This is a genomic window from Undibacterium sp. GW821-FHT11B02 (assembly GCF_058808955.1).
Genome location: NZ_JBXASD010000005.1, coordinates 250,020 through 266,994 on the forward strand (window position 1 = coordinate 250,020; position 16,975 = coordinate 266,994).

Annotated in this window: 12 protein-coding genes; 9 read left to right on the top strand and 3 right to left on the bottom strand. The window is 51.3% G+C overall.

What is annotated here, in order from left to right; genetic code table 11:
* Both AC1RVX_RS12300 and AC1RVX_RS12305 read left to right on the top strand, forming a co-directional pair.
* Positions 1–478: histone (locus tag AC1RVX_RS12300; RefSeq protein WP_493216881.1), on the top strand; the 478-nt coding region annotated here is incomplete at its 5' end.
* Positions 479–568: 90 nt separating this feature from the next.
* Entirely contained in the window at positions 569–1,120 is a 552-nt protein-coding gene (locus tag AC1RVX_RS12305; protein ID WP_493216882.1) for a YggT family protein, read from the top strand.
* A gap of 24 nt (positions 1,121–1,144) precedes the next feature.
* Here AC1RVX_RS12305 and AC1RVX_RS12310 read toward each other — a convergent pair whose 3' ends face one another.
* Positions 1,145–2,149, bottom strand: coding sequence for a LacI family DNA-binding transcriptional regulator (locus AC1RVX_RS12310; protein ID WP_493216883.1), 1,005 nt, complete (start codon positions 2,147–2,149; stop codon positions 1,145–1,147).
* A gap of 103 nt (positions 2,150–2,252) precedes the next feature.
* Between AC1RVX_RS12310 and AC1RVX_RS12315 the strand changes: the two genes are divergently transcribed.
* On the top strand, positions 2,253–3,530 hold the full coding sequence (locus tag AC1RVX_RS12315; protein WP_493216884.1) for an amidohydrolase family protein: 1,278 nt from the start codon (positions 2,253–2,255) through the stop codon (positions 3,528–3,530).
* A gap of 54 nt (positions 3,531–3,584) precedes the next feature.
* On the opposite strand, the gene hemL is transcribed toward AC1RVX_RS12315, so the two are convergent.
* Positions 3,585–4,865 carry a glutamate-1-semialdehyde 2,1-aminomutase gene (gene hemL / locus AC1RVX_RS12320; protein ID WP_493216885.1) on the bottom strand — a complete coding sequence of 427 codons (1,281 nt, stop codon included), beginning with the start codon at positions 4,863–4,865 and terminating at the stop codon, positions 3,585–3,587.
* A 56-nt stretch (positions 4,866–4,921) separates the two neighbouring features.
* A complete protein-coding gene (gene thiD / locus AC1RVX_RS12325; RefSeq protein WP_493216886.1) occupies positions 4,922–5,737 on the bottom strand; it encodes a bifunctional hydroxymethylpyrimidine kinase/phosphomethylpyrimidine kinase in 816 nt (271 codons plus the stop codon).
* Between the two features lie 168 nt (positions 5,738–5,905).
* Between thiD and AC1RVX_RS12330 the strand changes: the two genes are divergently transcribed.
* The 6 genes from AC1RVX_RS12330 to AC1RVX_RS12355 all read left to right on the top strand — a co-directional run bounded on the left by AC1RVX_RS12330 (position 5,906) and on the right by AC1RVX_RS12355 (position 16,594).
* Positions 5,906–6,058, top strand: coding sequence for a rubredoxin (locus tag AC1RVX_RS12330; RefSeq protein ID WP_423035256.1), 153 nt, complete (start codon positions 5,906–5,908; stop codon positions 6,056–6,058).
* Between the two features lie 127 nt (positions 6,059–6,185).
* Positions 6,186–6,578: a response regulator gene (locus AC1RVX_RS12335; RefSeq protein WP_493216887.1), complete on the top strand. Its 393-nt coding sequence runs from the start codon at positions 6,186–6,188 to the stop codon at positions 6,576–6,578.
* A gap of 37 nt (positions 6,579–6,615) precedes the next feature.
* Positions 6,616–6,981: a response regulator transcription factor gene (locus tag AC1RVX_RS12340; RefSeq protein WP_186947024.1), complete on the top strand. Its 366-nt coding sequence runs from the start codon at positions 6,616–6,618 to the stop codon at positions 6,979–6,981.
* A gap of 58 nt (positions 6,982–7,039) precedes the next feature.
* On the top strand, positions 7,040–7,624 hold the full coding sequence (locus AC1RVX_RS12345) for a chemotaxis protein CheW (protein ID WP_493216888.1): 585 nt from the start codon (positions 7,040–7,042) through the stop codon (positions 7,622–7,624).
* 60 nt (positions 7,625–7,684) lie between these two features.
* Complete coding sequence (locus AC1RVX_RS12350; protein ID WP_493216889.1) at positions 7,685–10,012, top strand: methyl-accepting chemotaxis protein; 2,328 nt, start codon at positions 7,685–7,687, stop codon at positions 10,010–10,012.
* A gap of 90 nt (positions 10,013–10,102) precedes the next feature.
* A complete protein-coding gene (locus AC1RVX_RS12355) occupies positions 10,103–16,594 on the top strand; it encodes a hybrid sensor histidine kinase/response regulator (RefSeq protein WP_493216890.1) in 6,492 nt (2,163 codons plus the stop codon).
* Positions 16,595–16,975 lie beyond the last annotated feature (381 nt).

A 16,975-nucleotide genomic window follows, 5' to 3' on the forward strand; every position in this document is an offset into this window, starting at 1 on the left:
AGCTAAACCAGCAGCCAAGGCCGCTAAGCCAGTAGCTAAAAAGGCAGCAGCCAAGCCAGCAGCTAAAAAAGCCGCCGCTAAGCCAGCAGCAAAAGCTGCAGCTAAACCAGCAGCCAAGGCCGCTAAGCCAGTAGCTAAAAAGGCAGCAGCCAAGCCAGCAGCTAAAAAAGCCGCCGCCAAGCCAGCAGCAAAAGCCGCAGCTAAACCTGCAGCCAAGGCCGCTAAGGCAGCAGCTAAGCCAGCAGCAAAAGCCGCAGCTAAGCCAGCAGCTAAACCAGCAGCAAAAGCCGCAGCTAAACCTGCAGCAGCTAAGAAAGTTGCAGCTAAGCCAGCAGCAGCGAAGCCAGCCGCAAAAAAAGCCGCGGCTAAGCCAGCCGCAAAAAAGGCCGCTCCAGCAAAACCAGCGACACCTGATGCAAAAACCGTTGTTAGTCCAAACGCAGCTTGGCCTTTTCCAACTGGTAACCGCCCGGCATAATCTTTGATATGCTTGGTTGCCTGGTCTTATTCAGGCACAATACCCACTGTTTGATTCGTCATGCAGTGGGTTTTTTTTTGAGGATGTGTCGTGTTATATGAAATTTTCACTTTTGTCATTGATACGGTGACAGGTTTGTTTGCAGGTTTTTTGTTGCTGCGTTTTTGGATGCAGGTGCAGCGTGTCCGGCCGCCTATGGGCCTGGCTCAAGCTATTTTCCAGCTGACAGACTGGCTAGTACATCCTATCCGGCGTGTGGTGCCTGGTTTCCGTGGTTATGACTGGGCCACGCTGATTGCTGCATTCCTGGTATCGCTATTGGCTATGTCATTGAATGTCTGGCTGATGTCGCAGTTCTCTTTCAATGCAATCTTGCTGCTGGCGGTTTTTCGTATGGTGCAGTGGATATTGTATGGGCTGATGGCCTTGCTGGTGCTGGAGGCGATTTTTAGTTGGGTCAATCCACAGGCACCGTTTGCGCCATTTATCCGGGCCCTGAATGAGCCTTTGTTGTCGCCGTTACGCAAATTGATCCCCCCATTGGGCGGACTGGACTTCTCACCACTGGTGGCCCTGATTATCTTGCAGGTATTGAACAAGGTGTTAAGCGAAGGCTTTCCCAAGTTGCTAATGTTGCTGTAGACAATATTCTTCCTGCCGGCTCGCTTACCGGTCTGGTCTGGAGGTAGATTGGCGAATAACCAGTTGTGGCTTCAGCATTTCACGCCTTAACGGTGCTTCTGGATCCACAATACGGTTGACCAGAATTTGTGCAGTCAGGTTGCCAATATCCTTCTTGGGTTGGGCAATGGTGGTCAGTGGTGGTGTGCTGAATGAAGCCAGGGCAATATCATCATAGCCAATGACGGACAGGGATTCTGGTATCTTGACCCCAACTTCATTGGCGGCACAGATACCACCTATTGCCATCAGGTCATTACTGGCAAAGATGGCAGTCGGTCGTTGAGGCAAGCTCAACAATTGCTGAAAGGCGTTAAACCCACCCTGGCTGGTAAAGTCAGCATGCACCAGATATTCCGGCCTGAATGCCAGTCCGGCCTCGTTCAGGGCGCGCCGGTAACCGGTCACGCGATCACCGCTGGGTAATAAGATATCCGGTCCAGCAACACAGGCAATCTGTGTGTGACCGAGGTCGATGAGGTAGCGGGTCGCCTCATAGCCGCCCTGTTCGTGGTCGGCTTCGATAAAATCTGCCACCACACCTGACACTTCACGGTCTACCAATACCTTGGGAATACCTTCGTCGGCCAGCAATTGAGTCAGTTCTTCATCCGAACCGGATGACACCAGGATCAGGCCATCGATACGTTTCTCCATCAACACACGGATATAAGCAGCCTGTTTTTTGGGGTCATCATAGGAATTGCACAGGATAATGTTATAGCCCAGCTTGAATGACGCGTCTTCTATTCCCTGTATGATTTCTGCAAAATAGGGATTGGAATTGTTCGGTATCATCATACCCAGGGTATGTGTGCGGTCATTTTTCAGGCTGCGGGCGACAGCACTGGGGATGTAGCGCAATTCCTGGATGACGGCCAGCACACGTTCGCGAGCATCTTCGCTGACGACACGGGTATTATTGATGACGTGAGAAACCGTGGTCGTGGACACCCGGGCTTTCTCTGCGACTTGCTTCATTGTTGCCATAAGATTCCTGCCTTTCTGTGTCAAGATTATGACGCAGGATGCGGCTCATGGCGTAAATTTTATGTAATAACTATTGTGTAATAATTATATAGAGAGATTTCTGATGAACGATCTTGTTATTCGTAACGCCAGTTTGCCGGATGGTCGCAAAGGTCTTGATATCGCCATCCAGGATGGTCGTATCAGCGCAGTAGAGGTGGCCCTGCCAGCCAAGGGCGTAGAAGAGATTGATGCACATGGCAATCTGGTCACGCCGCCATTTGTGGATGCCCATTTCCATATGGATGCCGTGCTCAGCTACGGCTTGCCACGCGTTAACCAATCTGGCACTTTATTGGAAGGCATAGCCCTGTGGGGAGAATTGAAACCCATGTTGACGCAAGAGGCATTGGTGGAAAGGGCCATGCGTTATTGCGATTGGGCCGTAGGGCGTGGCTTGCTGGCTATACGTTCACATGTGGATATTTGTGATGACCGTTTACTGGCGGTCGAAGCCTTGTTGGAAGTGAAGCGCCGGGTTGCACCGTATCTGGATCTGCAACTGGTCGCATTTCCACAGGACGGTATTTTGCGCAGTGCGACTGCCATGGATAATCTGAAGCGTTCGATTGCCATGGGTGTTGATGTGGTCGGTGGTATCCCGCATTTCGAACGCACCATGGCTGATGGCGCGGAATCCGTACGTCTGCTGTGCGAGTTTGCTGCTGAAAAAGGCTTGCGGGTTGACATGCATTGCGATGAATCGGATGACCCGTTGTCGCGCCACATTGAAACCCTGGCTTATCACACACACAGGCTGGGCATGCAGGGCAGGGTAGCCGGTTCTCACCTGACTTCCATGCATTCCATGGATAATTACTATGTCAGCAAACTGTTGCCGCTGATACGTGAAGCTGGAGTGGCCGCCATTGCCAATCCGCTCATCAATATTACTTTGCAGGGCCGGCATGATACCTATCCCAAACGCCGTGGCATGACACGCGTGCCGGAAATGCTGGCGGCCGGGATAGAAGTAGCCTTTGGCCACGATTGCGTGATGGACCCCTGGTATAGCCTGGGGTCTGGTGACATGCTGGATGTCGCGCAGATGGGCCTGCATGTGGCCCAGATGACGGGGCAGGACGCCATGCGCCAGTGCTTTCAGGCAGTGACTGCGGCACCGGCACGCATTTTGGGGCTGGAAGGATATGGGCTGGAAGTGGGTTGCAATGCCGATCTGGTGATATTGGATGCGAGTGACCCGGTAGAGGCGATACGCCTGCGTGCCACCCGCACCCATGTGCTGCGTCGTGGCAAAGTCATCAGCCAGACCCCGGCACCGCATGCGAATTTGAATTTGCCAGGCCGGCCAGAGCAGGTGGATTTCAGGACGAAAAACTGAATGTACTAATAAAGAAGGCAGCTTGCTATAGCAAGCTGCCTTGGAGCTTGATGATCAAAGTTGCGCGAAGGCTTTCTCGGCTGCTGCAATCGTGTCGGCAATAATGGCGTCATCATGTTGTGCAGAGACAAAGCCTGCTTCAAATGCGGATGGTGCAAGGTACACACCCTGGTCCAGCATCAGGTGGAAGAAACGATTGAACCTATCCTTGTCACTGGCCATCATTGCAGCATACGAGTTCGGTACTTCACTGGCAAAATACAGGCCAAACATGCCACCCACGGCATCGGCACAGAAAGTGACATTGGCTGCTTTGGCGGCTGCAGTTAATCCATCTGCCAGCTTGCGGGTTTGCGCTGTCAGGTTTTCATAGAAGCCTGGCTGCTGAATAATTTTCAGGGTAGTCATACCGGCTGCCACAGCGACCGGATTGCCGGACAAGGTGCCAGCCTGATATACACCGCCCAATGGGGCCATGTGGCCCATCAGGTCGGCGCGACCACCAAAGGCAGCTACCGGCAGGCCGCCGCCGATGACCTTGCCCAGGCAGGTCAGGTCAGCCTGTACACCATACAAGGCTTGTGCACCATGCAGTTCTACACGGAAGCCACACATCACTTCATCAAAAATCAAGACGCTGCCATGCTTGGTGCACAGCTTGCGCATGGTGTCGATGAATTCCTGTGTAGCCCGGATCAGGTTCATATTCCCGGCCACTGGTTCAACAATGACGCAGGCGATTTGATCACCGATGGACGCAAATACTTCTTCCAGTTGCTGACTATTATTATAGTCAAGCACCAGGGTATGTTTGCTGAAGTCTTCCGGCACACCGGCTGAAGTTGGGTTGCCAAATGTCAGCAGGCCACTACCTGCCTTGACTAATAAAGAGTCGGCATGACCGTGGTAGCAACCTTCAAACTTGATGATCTTGTCGCGTTTGGTGGCGCCACGGGCAAGGCGCAGGGCGCTCATGGTGGCTTCGGTACCACTGGATACCAGGCGTACCTGTTCCACGCTGGGTACGAGTTTGCAGATTTCTTCTGCCATCTCGATTTCACCTTCGGTCGGTGCACCAAAACTCAGACCCCGGGCTGCTGCAGCTTGCACGGCGCTGATGACCTCCGGATGAGCATGGCCGACGATGGCTGGACCCCAGGAACCGATGTAATCAATATAGCGCCGGTCTTCCGCATCCCAGAAATAGGGGCCTTCTGCACGCGTGATGAAACGGGGGGTGCCACCTACGGAGCGAAACGCACGCACGGGGGAATTCACGCCACCAGGAGTGGTTTTTTGGGCGCGTGCAAACAGGATATCGTTTTTATCAGTCATGATGATGCTTATGGAGTGGTGTGACAATTCAGATTCAAAGGAGGTGCGAGGAAATATCAGCCAGGTTCTCTCGCCCAGAAATACCGGTCTGGTATCAGCTTGCCCATACCCAGCCTTTGCGCATGGCTGAGGGCCGCATGGGTAAATTCTTGCGCTTCCAGCACGGCATCAGGAATATCCAGGCCATTCGCCACCAAGGCGGCGATGGCTGCAGACAGGGTGGAGCCGGCTCCGGCATGCGAGCCAGGCAGTCTTTGCCACAGATCATGCCTGACCACACCAGCCTCGCTATATAAAGTGTTGGCGAATTCATTACTGTCGCTGGCAGTTCCGGTTACTAATATATATTCGCAACCAGATTCTATGAGTGTCATGGCATCGGCAGCCAGGTCTTCGCTTTCGCCACCTTCTTTCCAGGTTTCCGCCAGCCGCGACAGTTCGACCGCAGAAATCATTAACAGGCTGGCCTGCGGTATCAATAATTCGCGTATCGCCAGTACCAGATCTTCTGCTTCTGGCCCCTGTTCAATAATGACGGCATTGAATGGATCAAGTATCAGAGGCAGTTCGGGGTAGTCGGAAACGATTTCGGCAATGACGGTGACATTTTCGACGCTGCCGACCTGACCGACCTTGAAAGCCAGTACCGGCATGTCTTCGAGAACAGTGCGGGCCTGCTCGTCGACCAGATCGGCTTCCAGTGGATGTAAATCATCGATTTGTGCCGTGTCGCCCGTTAAAATGGCCGTCATGACAGGCAGGCCGTAACAGCCCATGGCTGCAAATGAAGCGAGGTCGGCCTGGATGCCAGTTGCTGCCACCGGATCAGAGGCACCAAAACTAAGTATTAGAGGAGAAATTTGGTTTTGCACGTTGGGTAGATTAATATAGCTGACTTCGTGGGGGCTTAAATTACTCGCGCAAATGCCATTAATAACACAATGCAAACAAATATTTGCAGCAGTTTCAATATTTTACTTGATTGAAGGGTTTTAGTCGTGACTGATACGGTAACGGAAAAGGGTGGTTTCAAGGCGTGGATGTGTTTGATTTGTGGTTGGGTGTACGACGAAGAGCAAGGGTCGCCTGAAGATGGTATACCGGCTGGCACACGCTGGGACGATGTACCGATGAATTGGACCTGTCCGGAGTGCGGGGCACGCAAAGAAGATTTCGAAATGGTCGCAATTTGATAATAATCTGATCTATTTGACGAATTTGATGTTGCTTCGCATGTTTATTCAAGGAAAAAAAGCGCAAAAGTGCTATTTTTTGTTACAGTGATATGTAACCTTAATACTGCAGGGAAGAGATGATTTTATGTCAACGTTGACGAGCAACGAGAACTTGAAAATCATGGTGATTGACGACAGCAGCACCATACGACGTTCCGCCGAAATTTTTCTTGGTCAGGCTGGATACAAGATAGTTTTGGCCGAGGACGGCTTTGATGCGTTGGCAAAGATCAATGATTCTCATCCAGACCTGATTTTTTGCGATATCCTCATGCCTAGGCTGGATGGATATCAAACTTGCGCTTTAATTAAAAAAAGTGCGAAATTCCGGGATACACCGGTAATTATGTTGTCTTCTAAAGACGGTTTATTTGACCGTGCTCGTGGTGCTATGGTCGGATCAGATGAATATTTGACCAAACCATTTACAAAAGATAGCCTGCTGAAAACGGTGAGAAATTACACGACAGCGACCTAGTTATATATGAAGTTAGTTAATGTGAGGTAAAAACAAGATGGCCATTCAAAAAATTCTGGTAGTAGACGATTCTCCGACAGAACGCTATTTCCTGACCGATGTATTGGTGAAAAATGGTTTTTCAGTGTCCACTGCTGAAAACGGTGAAGAAGCCCTGACAAAAATCAAGGCGGACAAGCCGCAACTGATTTTGATGGACGTGGTGATGCCAGGTCAAAATGGTTTCCAGATTACCCGTGCAATTGCTAAAGACCCTGATACGCAGGACGTGCCAGTCATCATCTGCACCAGCAAAAATCAGGAAACCGACCGTATCTGGGGCTTACGTCAGGGTGCACGTGATTATCTGGTCAAGCCGATTGATCCGGTTGAGCTGCTGGCAAAGATTTCTGCCCTCGGCTAATTGGGTTTTCAAGTACCATTTCTTGTATTTAAAATAAAAGATATCTTCGGATTGCCTCATGAATCAGACTGTGCGTGAACCTGCTGCAGCAAATCTGGAAGTTGTCAAAACTGATAAGGGTGTGCGTCGTACCCGCTTGCGCGAATTTCAGGCGCAGTTGGTGGAGCGCATGCAGGCTGCCCAGCGTGGCGGTTATACCAAACTCAGTCAACTGGGCATTATGATAGGACAGGGTCGCTATCTTTTGGATTTGCGTGAGGCCGGAGAGATCGTCACAGCCGGTGCCCTGACCAGGGTGCCGCTGACGCGTGACTGGTATATAGGATTGTCAAATATTCGTGGTAATTTGACTGGTGTCGTTGATCTGCCACGTTTCCAGGGTAAAGATGCAACCAAATTGGATGGCTCGTGCCGGATTGTAGCGTTTGCACCCGGCATGGCATTCAATAGTGGTTTGTTGGTATCGCAGGTTCTCGGTTTGCGTGCCGTTTCCGAAATGGAAGAACTGCCACTGGAAACAGAGCATCTTGAAAATAAAGACTGGCTGAAGAAGAAGTATCGTGACCGTGACGGCAACATATGGTTCGAACTCAGCCTGGCGATGTTGGTGCAGGATCAGGATTTTTTGCAAATAGGTTTATAGTCAGCGTGCAATATTTAGCAGCATGGCTGATAGCTTTTCAATCGTTTAGGAGACTTAGTAATGGCATTTAATCTACCGTTCTTGTCCAAGGGAAAAGAAGATCCGGAAATTGACGGAGCAGAAGGCACGGCAAGGTCGTTCGGGAATGCTGATTCGATTGAAATTGAAGAAGCAAGCAACGTCAAAATGCTGTCACCTGAAGCACGCACGCATGCAGCGCCGGTAGAAACACCGGCAAAGCTTGACACCCCGGCTGATGCGACCTTCATCGGTGACGCACTTGAAAAAGGTGGCGATATTCGCCTCCCTATTATTGGTCGAATGTCCCTGCAGCAGCAGATGCGTATTCTGTCCATCATCATGGCGCTTGCCTTGTTTATGGGTGCAGTATTCGTTTGGCTAAACTCCAATCAGTCTGCCTTGATTTCCACCCAGGCACAGATCGCGGGTGAGGCGCTGATGCACTCGCAGCGTATTGGTAAAGCGGCACCGAATGCGATTCAGGGTAACGTCGAAGCGTTTAAGCAGCTGAAAGACAGCCGTGCCGAGATGAACAACGATTTGACGATACTGTTGAACGGCGGTAATTATCAGGGTCGTAGTGTTGACCGTGCTGATTCAAGCCTGGAACCAGTCGTTAAGGAAGCGCAAAAAGCCTGGGGTAATTCCAATAAGGCTGCGGAAACGATCTTGAATCGTCAGAAAGAATTGACAGGTTTCGGTCAGACTCTGCAAAAAATGAATGCCCTGTCCCCTTTGCTGCTGGAACTGACAGAACAGATTTCTACCCTGAAAGTACAGGGCGGTGGTTCTGCGCGTGAAATTAATGCTGCTGGTCAGCTGGTCATGTTGACCCAGCGTCTGGGTCGTAGTGCGAATGAATTCCTGACTTCCGAGGGTGTTAATCCAGAAACGGCATTCTTGCTGGGTAAAGATACTAATACCTTCCGTGATCTGGTGGATGGTTTCCTGAAAGGCAGTGACGTCTTGCGCCTGACAGCGACCAAAGATGCCGATACTCGCGACAAGCTCACAGAACTGCAAAAAACGTTTAGCGAATACCAGGTATTTGTATCCAGTATTCTGGGTAACTTGCAAAACTTCATTGCTGCCAAACAGTCGGAACAATTGCTGTTTAATGAAAATGAAGATTTGAAAAACAAACTCAATAAACTGCAAAAAAACTATACCGCCCAACAAGATTCCACCAGCATATCGTTCTGGTTGATGTTGGTCAGCGCCGTCGTTGCCTTGCTGGCTGCGGTTGGTGTTGCGCTGGTGCTGTTGCAGGATAGCCGTAACCGTGCGAAAGAGGCGAATGAACGCCGTATGGAAGCGGCGGCTCAGATGATGCAGGCGCAAAAGCAAGAGGAAGAAGCGAAAGCTGCCAACGATCAGAACCAGGCTGCGATTTTGCGACTGATGAATGAATTGCAAGAGGTTGCGGACGGTGACTTGACGGTGCAGGCGACAGTTTCCGAAGATATCACGGGCGCGATTGCCGACTCGGTTAACTACACGGTGGAAGAATTGCGCGGTCTGGTCGGTCGCGTAACAACTACAGCGGAACAGGTTACTTCAGCGTCCAATCAGGCGCAGAATATTTCTACCGATTTGTTGAACGCTTCTGAACAACAGTCACGTGAGATCAGTGATGCAGGTCAGGTGGTCTTGACAATGGCGGCAGATATTACCGACGTTTCCCGTTCTGCAAATGAATCAGCCGAGGTTGCACGTCAATCGGTTGCGGCGGCGGAACAGGGTGCCCATGCGGTGGAAAACGCGATCAAGGGTATGAACGAGATCCGCGAGCAAATCCAGGAAACTTCCAAACGTATTAAACGACTGGGTGAATCTTCCCAGGAAATTGGTGAGATCACTGAACTGATTTCCGACATTACTGAACAAACTAACGTTCTGGCGCTGAATGCGGCGATTCAGGCGGCGTCTGCCGGTGAAGCAGGCCGAGGCTTCTCGGTGGTTGCGGAAGAGGTTCAGCGTCTGGCGGAACGTTCAGCTGAAGCGACCAAACAGATCGGTGCGCTGGTGCGTACGATTCAAACGGATACCCATGACGCGGTTGCCGCGATGGAAAAATCCACTCAGGGTGTGGTTGAGGGAGCAAAACTTTCAGATGCGGCGGGTACCGCGTTGTCTGAAATCCGTAGCGTTTCCAACCGTCTGGCGGAACTGATTCAAGGTATCTCGCTGGCGACGGAACAACAGGCGACATCAGCTAACGGCGTGGCACAAAATATTCAGCATATTTTGACGATCACTGAACAAACCCAGCATGGTACGCAGCAAACTGCGGTTTCCATTAAGGAATTGTCCATGTTGGCTGAAGAACTCAAGAACTCTGTGTCACGGTTCCGGGTTGCTGCCTGATTTTCACGCTCCGGTTGTACTAGCTGCAACCCTATCATATTTGCACGGCAATGAACTGATGTTCATTGCCCTTGAGTTTGCGGAGTACGCATGACATCCGATTTTTCAAAATCGCCAGATCTTCCGCAGGAACAGTTCGACATCGGGCCACTTTCCTGGGTGATGGGAGAAGTGCGGGAAGCAATCACGAATGCTGGCAAGATGCTCAAAGATGCACTTGCCCAGGATGCTGAAACCCGCCCTACCACCATTTTGCATGCAAAAAGCTATCTGCATCAGGCACATGGTGCCTTGCAGATTGTTGATATCGACGGGGTATCCGTCGTTACAGAAGCGATAGAAGAATTACTCGAACGTCTGCAAAGCGGTCAGCTGGAAATGACGCCAGCGAATGTGGAAGTTATCGTTGATGCTTTTCATGCCGTCTTGCGTTACCTGGAAGACCTGTTGTCTGGCTCGCCACATCAGCCAGTGCGCTTGTTTCCTTATTATCGCGGTTTGCTGGAATTAAAGGGTGCAGAAAGAATACACCCGGCTGATCTGTTTTTTCCTTCGCTATATGCCAAGGAACAAATCCCCGAACTGGCCGTTAGCAGCAAGCCCTCTGCCATCAATGTTGCAACTTTGCGTCAGCGCTTTGAAAAACTGTTGTTGACCGTATTGACCAGTAAAGACAAGACACAACAGAGCATTGCTGCGCAATCCATGCATGATCTGCTGGCTGAAATTGAACAGGGTCAAAGCAACTCACAGGCGAAAGCATTCTGGGTGGTTATGCGCGCTTTTGTTGACTCAGTCAGCCATGGCGGTTTTGAGAGTAATCAACAACATGCGAAGCAGATATTTGGTCGTATCAATCTGCAGATTCGCCGTTTGGTAGAAGGTGCTACAGCCATTCCTGAACGGTTGTTGTGTGATACCCTGTTTTTCCTGGCGCAGGTCGAATCCCCATCGCCATTTGTAGCCCGCATACGTACAGCTTATCAACTGGATAACACGGTTCCAGCTGACTACAATCAAAAGAGTTATGGTCAGATCACAGCCGGTGCACAAACAACGGCAAAAGAACAACTGTCTGCCGCCAAGAATTTGTGGGGCAGGATTGCTAATGGCGAAAATGGCCTGGCAGATAAGTTTTCCCAAAAAATGAATGACCTGTCAGAGACAGGTGCTGGTTTGAATGCGCCATCTCTGTCGAAATTATTGCGTGAACTGAATGGGATAGCCCGCAGTGTGTCGCATTCGCCTGAAGCCAGCAAACTGGGCCTGGAATTGGCAACCAGTCTGCTATTTGTCGAACACGCTGTGGATAATGTGGCACGTCTGCCAGCTCATTTTGCCGAGCGTGCTGAAGAAATCACCAAGCGCCTGCTGGCGGTGGTATCTGGCCAGGTACCACAGGCCCAATCCAGCTGGATGGGTGAAATTTCGCGTGAAGCACAGCAACGCCAAACCATGGGGGTGCTGGTGGCAGAGATGCAATCAAGCTTGCGCCACATAGAAAAAATTCTGGACGAGTATTTCCGGGCACCCGACAATAAAGAAGCACTGAAACCGATTGATGGCGTGTTACATCAGATAGGTGGTGCACTTGCCATCCTGGATCAGGATGATGCCATGGCCGCTGTAGAGCATACACGCCAGTTGATTGCGCAGTTTGCCAATCAGGAAGACGGCGATGCGACTGCGCAAGGTGACGCCCAGGTTGCAGCGCATCAAAATGTCGCGCAAAACATAGGCGCGCTGTCATTCTTCATCGAGACCTTGCAGTCACAACCGGATACAGTCAAGAAAAAATTCAGCTTCGACCACGAAGCTGGCGTATTCCGCTCCAACTTGCTGGAAGCACAGGCAGCCAAGGAATTGTTACCTAGTGCTGATATTCATCTGCCAGAGGAAGAGCACGCACATGATGCTACAACTGCTGCACATGGTACGGAACAGCTTCACTCTCAAGAAACTCCCCATGTGGATCATGTCGCAGAAGAAAGCAACGCTGCAGAAGCCTTGCCGGATCTTGTTGCTACCACCATACAGGCAGCACCTGCACCGGTAGTCGCAGAAGTAGTTGAGGAAAAAACAGCGGCTGATGAGGCAATTGATGCCGAACTGCTTGAAATCTTCCTCATGGAGGCAGATGAAGTGCTAGCCTTTGTCCAGAGCACTCTGCCTATGTCCAGAAAGGATCCGGACAACCAGGAATATCTGACCAGTTTGCGCCGCTCTTTCCATACACTCAAGGGCAGTGGTCGCATGGTCGGCCTGAATGTGTTTGGTGAAACTGCCTGGAGCATAGAACAGGTCATGAATCTCTGGTTATCAGAGTCTCGTGACGGCAATGAAAATTTATACTCTCTGCTTGAACATACTTCAAACGAGATGTTGGTGTGGGTTGACGAGCTGAAACAAAGTGGCACATCGCCTCGTACAGGTGCCCGTATTGTCGCTGCAGCTGAACGCGTCAAAGCTGGTCTGGATTATGTCGATGAGCCAGAAACAGAAGTTCAAACAGTGGCTGCGGTTACCGCACCGGTAGCTGAAGTGCCAGTGTTGGAAATTGCAGTTGAAGAACCAATTGTTGTCGAAGCATTGGCGCTTCCGGTTGTGGAAGAATTGCCAGCAGTGGCAGAAGAGGCCGTAATCGCTGCACCGCTTGAATTGGCCGCTTTCGATGATTTACCGCTTGCAGATCTGGATGTGCCAGTCAGCGCGACTGTGGCAGCAGAAATCCCTGCACTTGATGAGCCAGTCGAAGCAGTCCATATTCCTGAGCTGCATGTAGAAACAAGCTTGCAGGATGCTACTGTTGAAGACACAGCAGGAGACGCGGCGGTACATGATGAAGCCTTGACGCAGGAAGAAGAATTACTGGCATTGCCAGTTGCAGAAACGCTGACGCTCGATGCACTGCCAGTAGAAGAGGTGACCGATGTCACTGTGCTTGAATCACTGGTGGCGGAAGACATCCCCGGTGAGGCCGAGAAACTGGCGGCTGTTACCACAGAAGAAATTACCGCGCTGGCTGATATTGCACCTGCCGTCGTTGAGCCTGAACTGCCTGTCCAGCAAACACCGGTGGAAGTCGCTACAGCACAAATCATAGAATTCCCTGATTTGTCTGCTCCGATATCCGATGTTGATGACAACGTTAAACGTATTGGTGACATCGAAATCAGTTTACCGCTGTACTCTATTTACATGGCGGAAACCGACGAAATAGTGCGTTTCCTCGTGCAGGATTTTGCGGAGTGGCGACACGAGCCACATCGCCATGTTTCTACTCATGCGGTCCACGCCAGTCACTCGCTGGCCGGTAGTTCTGCTACGGTAGGATTGAAGCCATTGCAAGAATTGGCGCATAGTCTGGAATTTGTATTGCAACGCCTGGAACGTCATCCGGTCACCCTGTCCGACAATGAATATGATGTGCTCGATCATTCGCTGGAATCGGCCAAACGCATGTTGCAGAAATTTGCCTTGTCCGAAATGGCCGCGTCTGCACCGGACGATATCCGTGAACTTGAACGACTATTGCAGGCTGTCATAGAGCGTTCGGATGCCGGTGTTGATGAAGAATACCTGACTTCGACCAATGAAAAATTGGATCTGGATATCCTGTCTCATGCGGAAGAAGTGACACCACTGGAAGAAGTCACTGAAGAATTGGTTGCCGCAGCACTGCCAGAAGAACCAGAGATGGCAGAGGCATTGCCTGTTCTGGATGAACCTGCGTTGGCGTTGCCAGAAGAACTGGTTCTTGCAGTACCGGTAATTGAACCTGAAGCCGTGGTGCCGGATCTGGTATCTGCTGACGTAGTAGAAGCCTTGCCTGAAGAAACTCATGCTGAAGCATTGATATTGCCTGAAGCGATTGACGTCGTCGAAGTGCCTGACATCCCTGTCCTGCACGACGAACCAGAATTGCCTGTGCATGCTGAAGTTGAACACGAAGCGCTTGTTGAAGAAGTCTTGCCAGAGCCTGAAGTTGCTGCCATCACCGCTGTTGAAGAGCCACAAGCAACGGCAATATCAGTTGCTCCGGTCGCTCCAATAGCACCTGTTGTGCCAGTAATACCTGCGATAGTCCAGCCAGTCGTGCCGGAACCTGTTGCTGTCAATGACTACGTGCCTGCAGTGGCAGATCAGGGCGTCCAGATCAAGGATGACCTGGATATGGACCTGTTACCGGTCTTCATAGAAGAAGGTAATGATCTTTTGCCTATGGTAGGGCAATTGCTGCGCTCGTGGCAGCAACAGCCAGACGACAGTGCCATTCCACAATCCATAGCCCGTCTGATGCATACCATCAAAGGTAGTGCAAGGATGGCTGGCGCGATGGGCCTGGGTCAACATATCCATGACATGGAATCGCGTATCGAGAGCCTGATGCATGGTGGTAGTGCCGTGCGTGCGTCCTTGCTGGACGACTTGATGGCTCGTCACGATCACAGCATGCACATGTTTGATCGCCTGATACATCCGGAAGCCTATGCGGCAGCGGCGCCAGTCGATGCTGCGCTGACCACTGCGCAAGAACTGGATCAGTTCCAGGATCAGTTGGCAGCCAACACTGTAGAGCAGCCTGTTGTTAAAAATGAGCTGGTCAATCTGACACCGGTCATGCCGGTCATGACGCGCTCTTTGCCATCGGCAGCCGTGGCACCAGCCGCCAATTCACCAGCGGCAGCTGGCGCACCTGTTACTTTGGTGCGTGTACGCGCCGATATCCTGGATCGCCTGGTCAACCAGGCCGGTGAGGTATCGATCTCGCGTTCACGTTTGGAAAATGAAGTCAGCACCCTGCGCTCATCTCTTAGCGAGTTGACGGAGAACGTCAATCGTCTGCGTGACCAGTTGCGTGAGGTGGAGATCCAGGCGGAAACCCAGATTACTTCACGCATGGCACACTCTGCCGACCGTGAATTTGATCCGCTGGAATTTGACCGCTTCACTCGCCTGCAAGAACTGACCCGCATGATGGCTGAAAGCGTCAGCGACGTGGCCACCGTGCAGACCAATCTTACCCGCACCATTGATGGCGCATCGAATGACCTGTTGGTACAGGCACGTTTGACGCGTGATTTGCAGCAGGATCTGATGCGTGTGCGTATGATTCCGTTCGCCAGTATTTCCGAACGCCTGTATCGCGTGACGCGCCAGACTTCCAAAGAAGTCGACAAGCGCGTGAATCTGGATATTCGCGGTGCGACGGTGGAAATGGATAGGGGCGTTCTGGAAAAAATGGCTGGTCCATTTGAACACTTGTTACGTAACGCCATTGTCCATGGTATCGAAACCCGCGAGCAGCGACGCAACCACGGCAAGGAAGAAACTGGCGAATTGCTGATTGAAATCCGTCAGGAAGGTAATGAGGTCGTGATCCGCTTCAGCGATGACGGCCAGGGCCTGAACTTGAAACGCATCCGTGAAAAAGCCCTGTCGGTTGGTTTGATCACGAATGACGACAATCCAGGTGAGTTGGAAACAGCCAACATGATTTTCGAGCCTGGTTTCTCGACAGCGACAGAAATTACAGAACTAGCTGGTCGTGGCGTCGGTATGGACGTTGTCCGTTCCGAAGCGGCATCGCTGGGCGGTCGTGTCGAAGTGACCACCAACGAAGGCAAGGGCGCAGAATTCACCATCCGCCTGCCTTTGACGCTGGCGGTAACGCAGGTTGTACTGCTGAGCTCCGGTGGCCGTACATTCGCCGTACCGTCGGTACTGGTTGAGCAGGTTCAGCAATTGAAATCGAACGCGCTTGCCAATGCCTATAACGAAGGTGCTGTCATGTGGCAAGGTCAGCGCGTGACTCTGTATTACCTGTCTTCCATGCTTGGACAGGATGATGCAACACCGATTACACAGCAATACACACCTTTACTGATCATGAAGAGTGGTGGTGAACGGATTGCCATCCACGTCGACGATATTATTGGTAACCGCGAGGTGGTTGTTAAAAACATCGGTCCGCAACTGGCCCGTATGACAGGTATTGCCGGTGCTACGGTACTGGGTTCTGGTGAAATTGTGTTGATTCTCAATCCGGTGCCATTGGCACACAGGATGGAACACGAGCATGCCCGCCTGCAACAACTGGGTACGGAAGCTACGCCAGATATGGGCGCTGTGGCTAACTTGCATACCGCCACTGAAGTGATGGAGACCAAGTCTGAACCTGTACAGGGTCTGCGTACTCAGCATACTGTCATGGTGGTCGATGATTCCCTGACGGTGCGTCGCGTGACCCAGCGTTTGTTGACACGTGAAGGTTATCAGGTCATCCTGGCGAAAGACGGTATCGATGCGCTGGAACAATTGCAATCAGTCACACCAGACGTCATGCTGGTAGACATTGAAATGCCGCGTATGGATGGTTTCGATCTGACACGTAACGTACGCAGCGATTCACGTACCAGCCATATTCCTATCATCATGATTACCTCGCGTACTGCGGATAAGCATCGTAATTATGCGAAAGAACTCGGTGTGAATGAGTACTTTGGTAAGCCATATCGTGAAGACGATTTGTTGGGGGCGATTATGGGGTTTGTGGGTAAGGATGCGGCGGTGATTGTGTAAGTGGGCTGCAGGCTTATGTACTAAAAAAGCAGAGAGCAATCTCTGCTTTTTTGTTTTTGTCTTGCATTCGTCTTCGCTTGTGTTTGTGTTTTTTAGCTTTTAGTTTTTAACTTCTGGCTTTTATGCGGCAGGCAATGCGCATAGATTGAATTGCCGTAAACTTGGTAACGTCGCTCCAGCGTAGGCTGGAGGCTACCGGGCTGGCGCTCCAGCGGCGTTCGCGGCATACCGTTTCGTTAATTAAAACGATTGCCCTTCGTGGACCCAAGCCGGGTCTCGGCCCGGTGGCCGAGATACTTTCTTTTGCGTCGCCAAAAGCAAGTATCCAAAGAAAAGGCGACCGCAGACTTGCCCTTCGGGTGCTTACGCTACGCTTCAGCA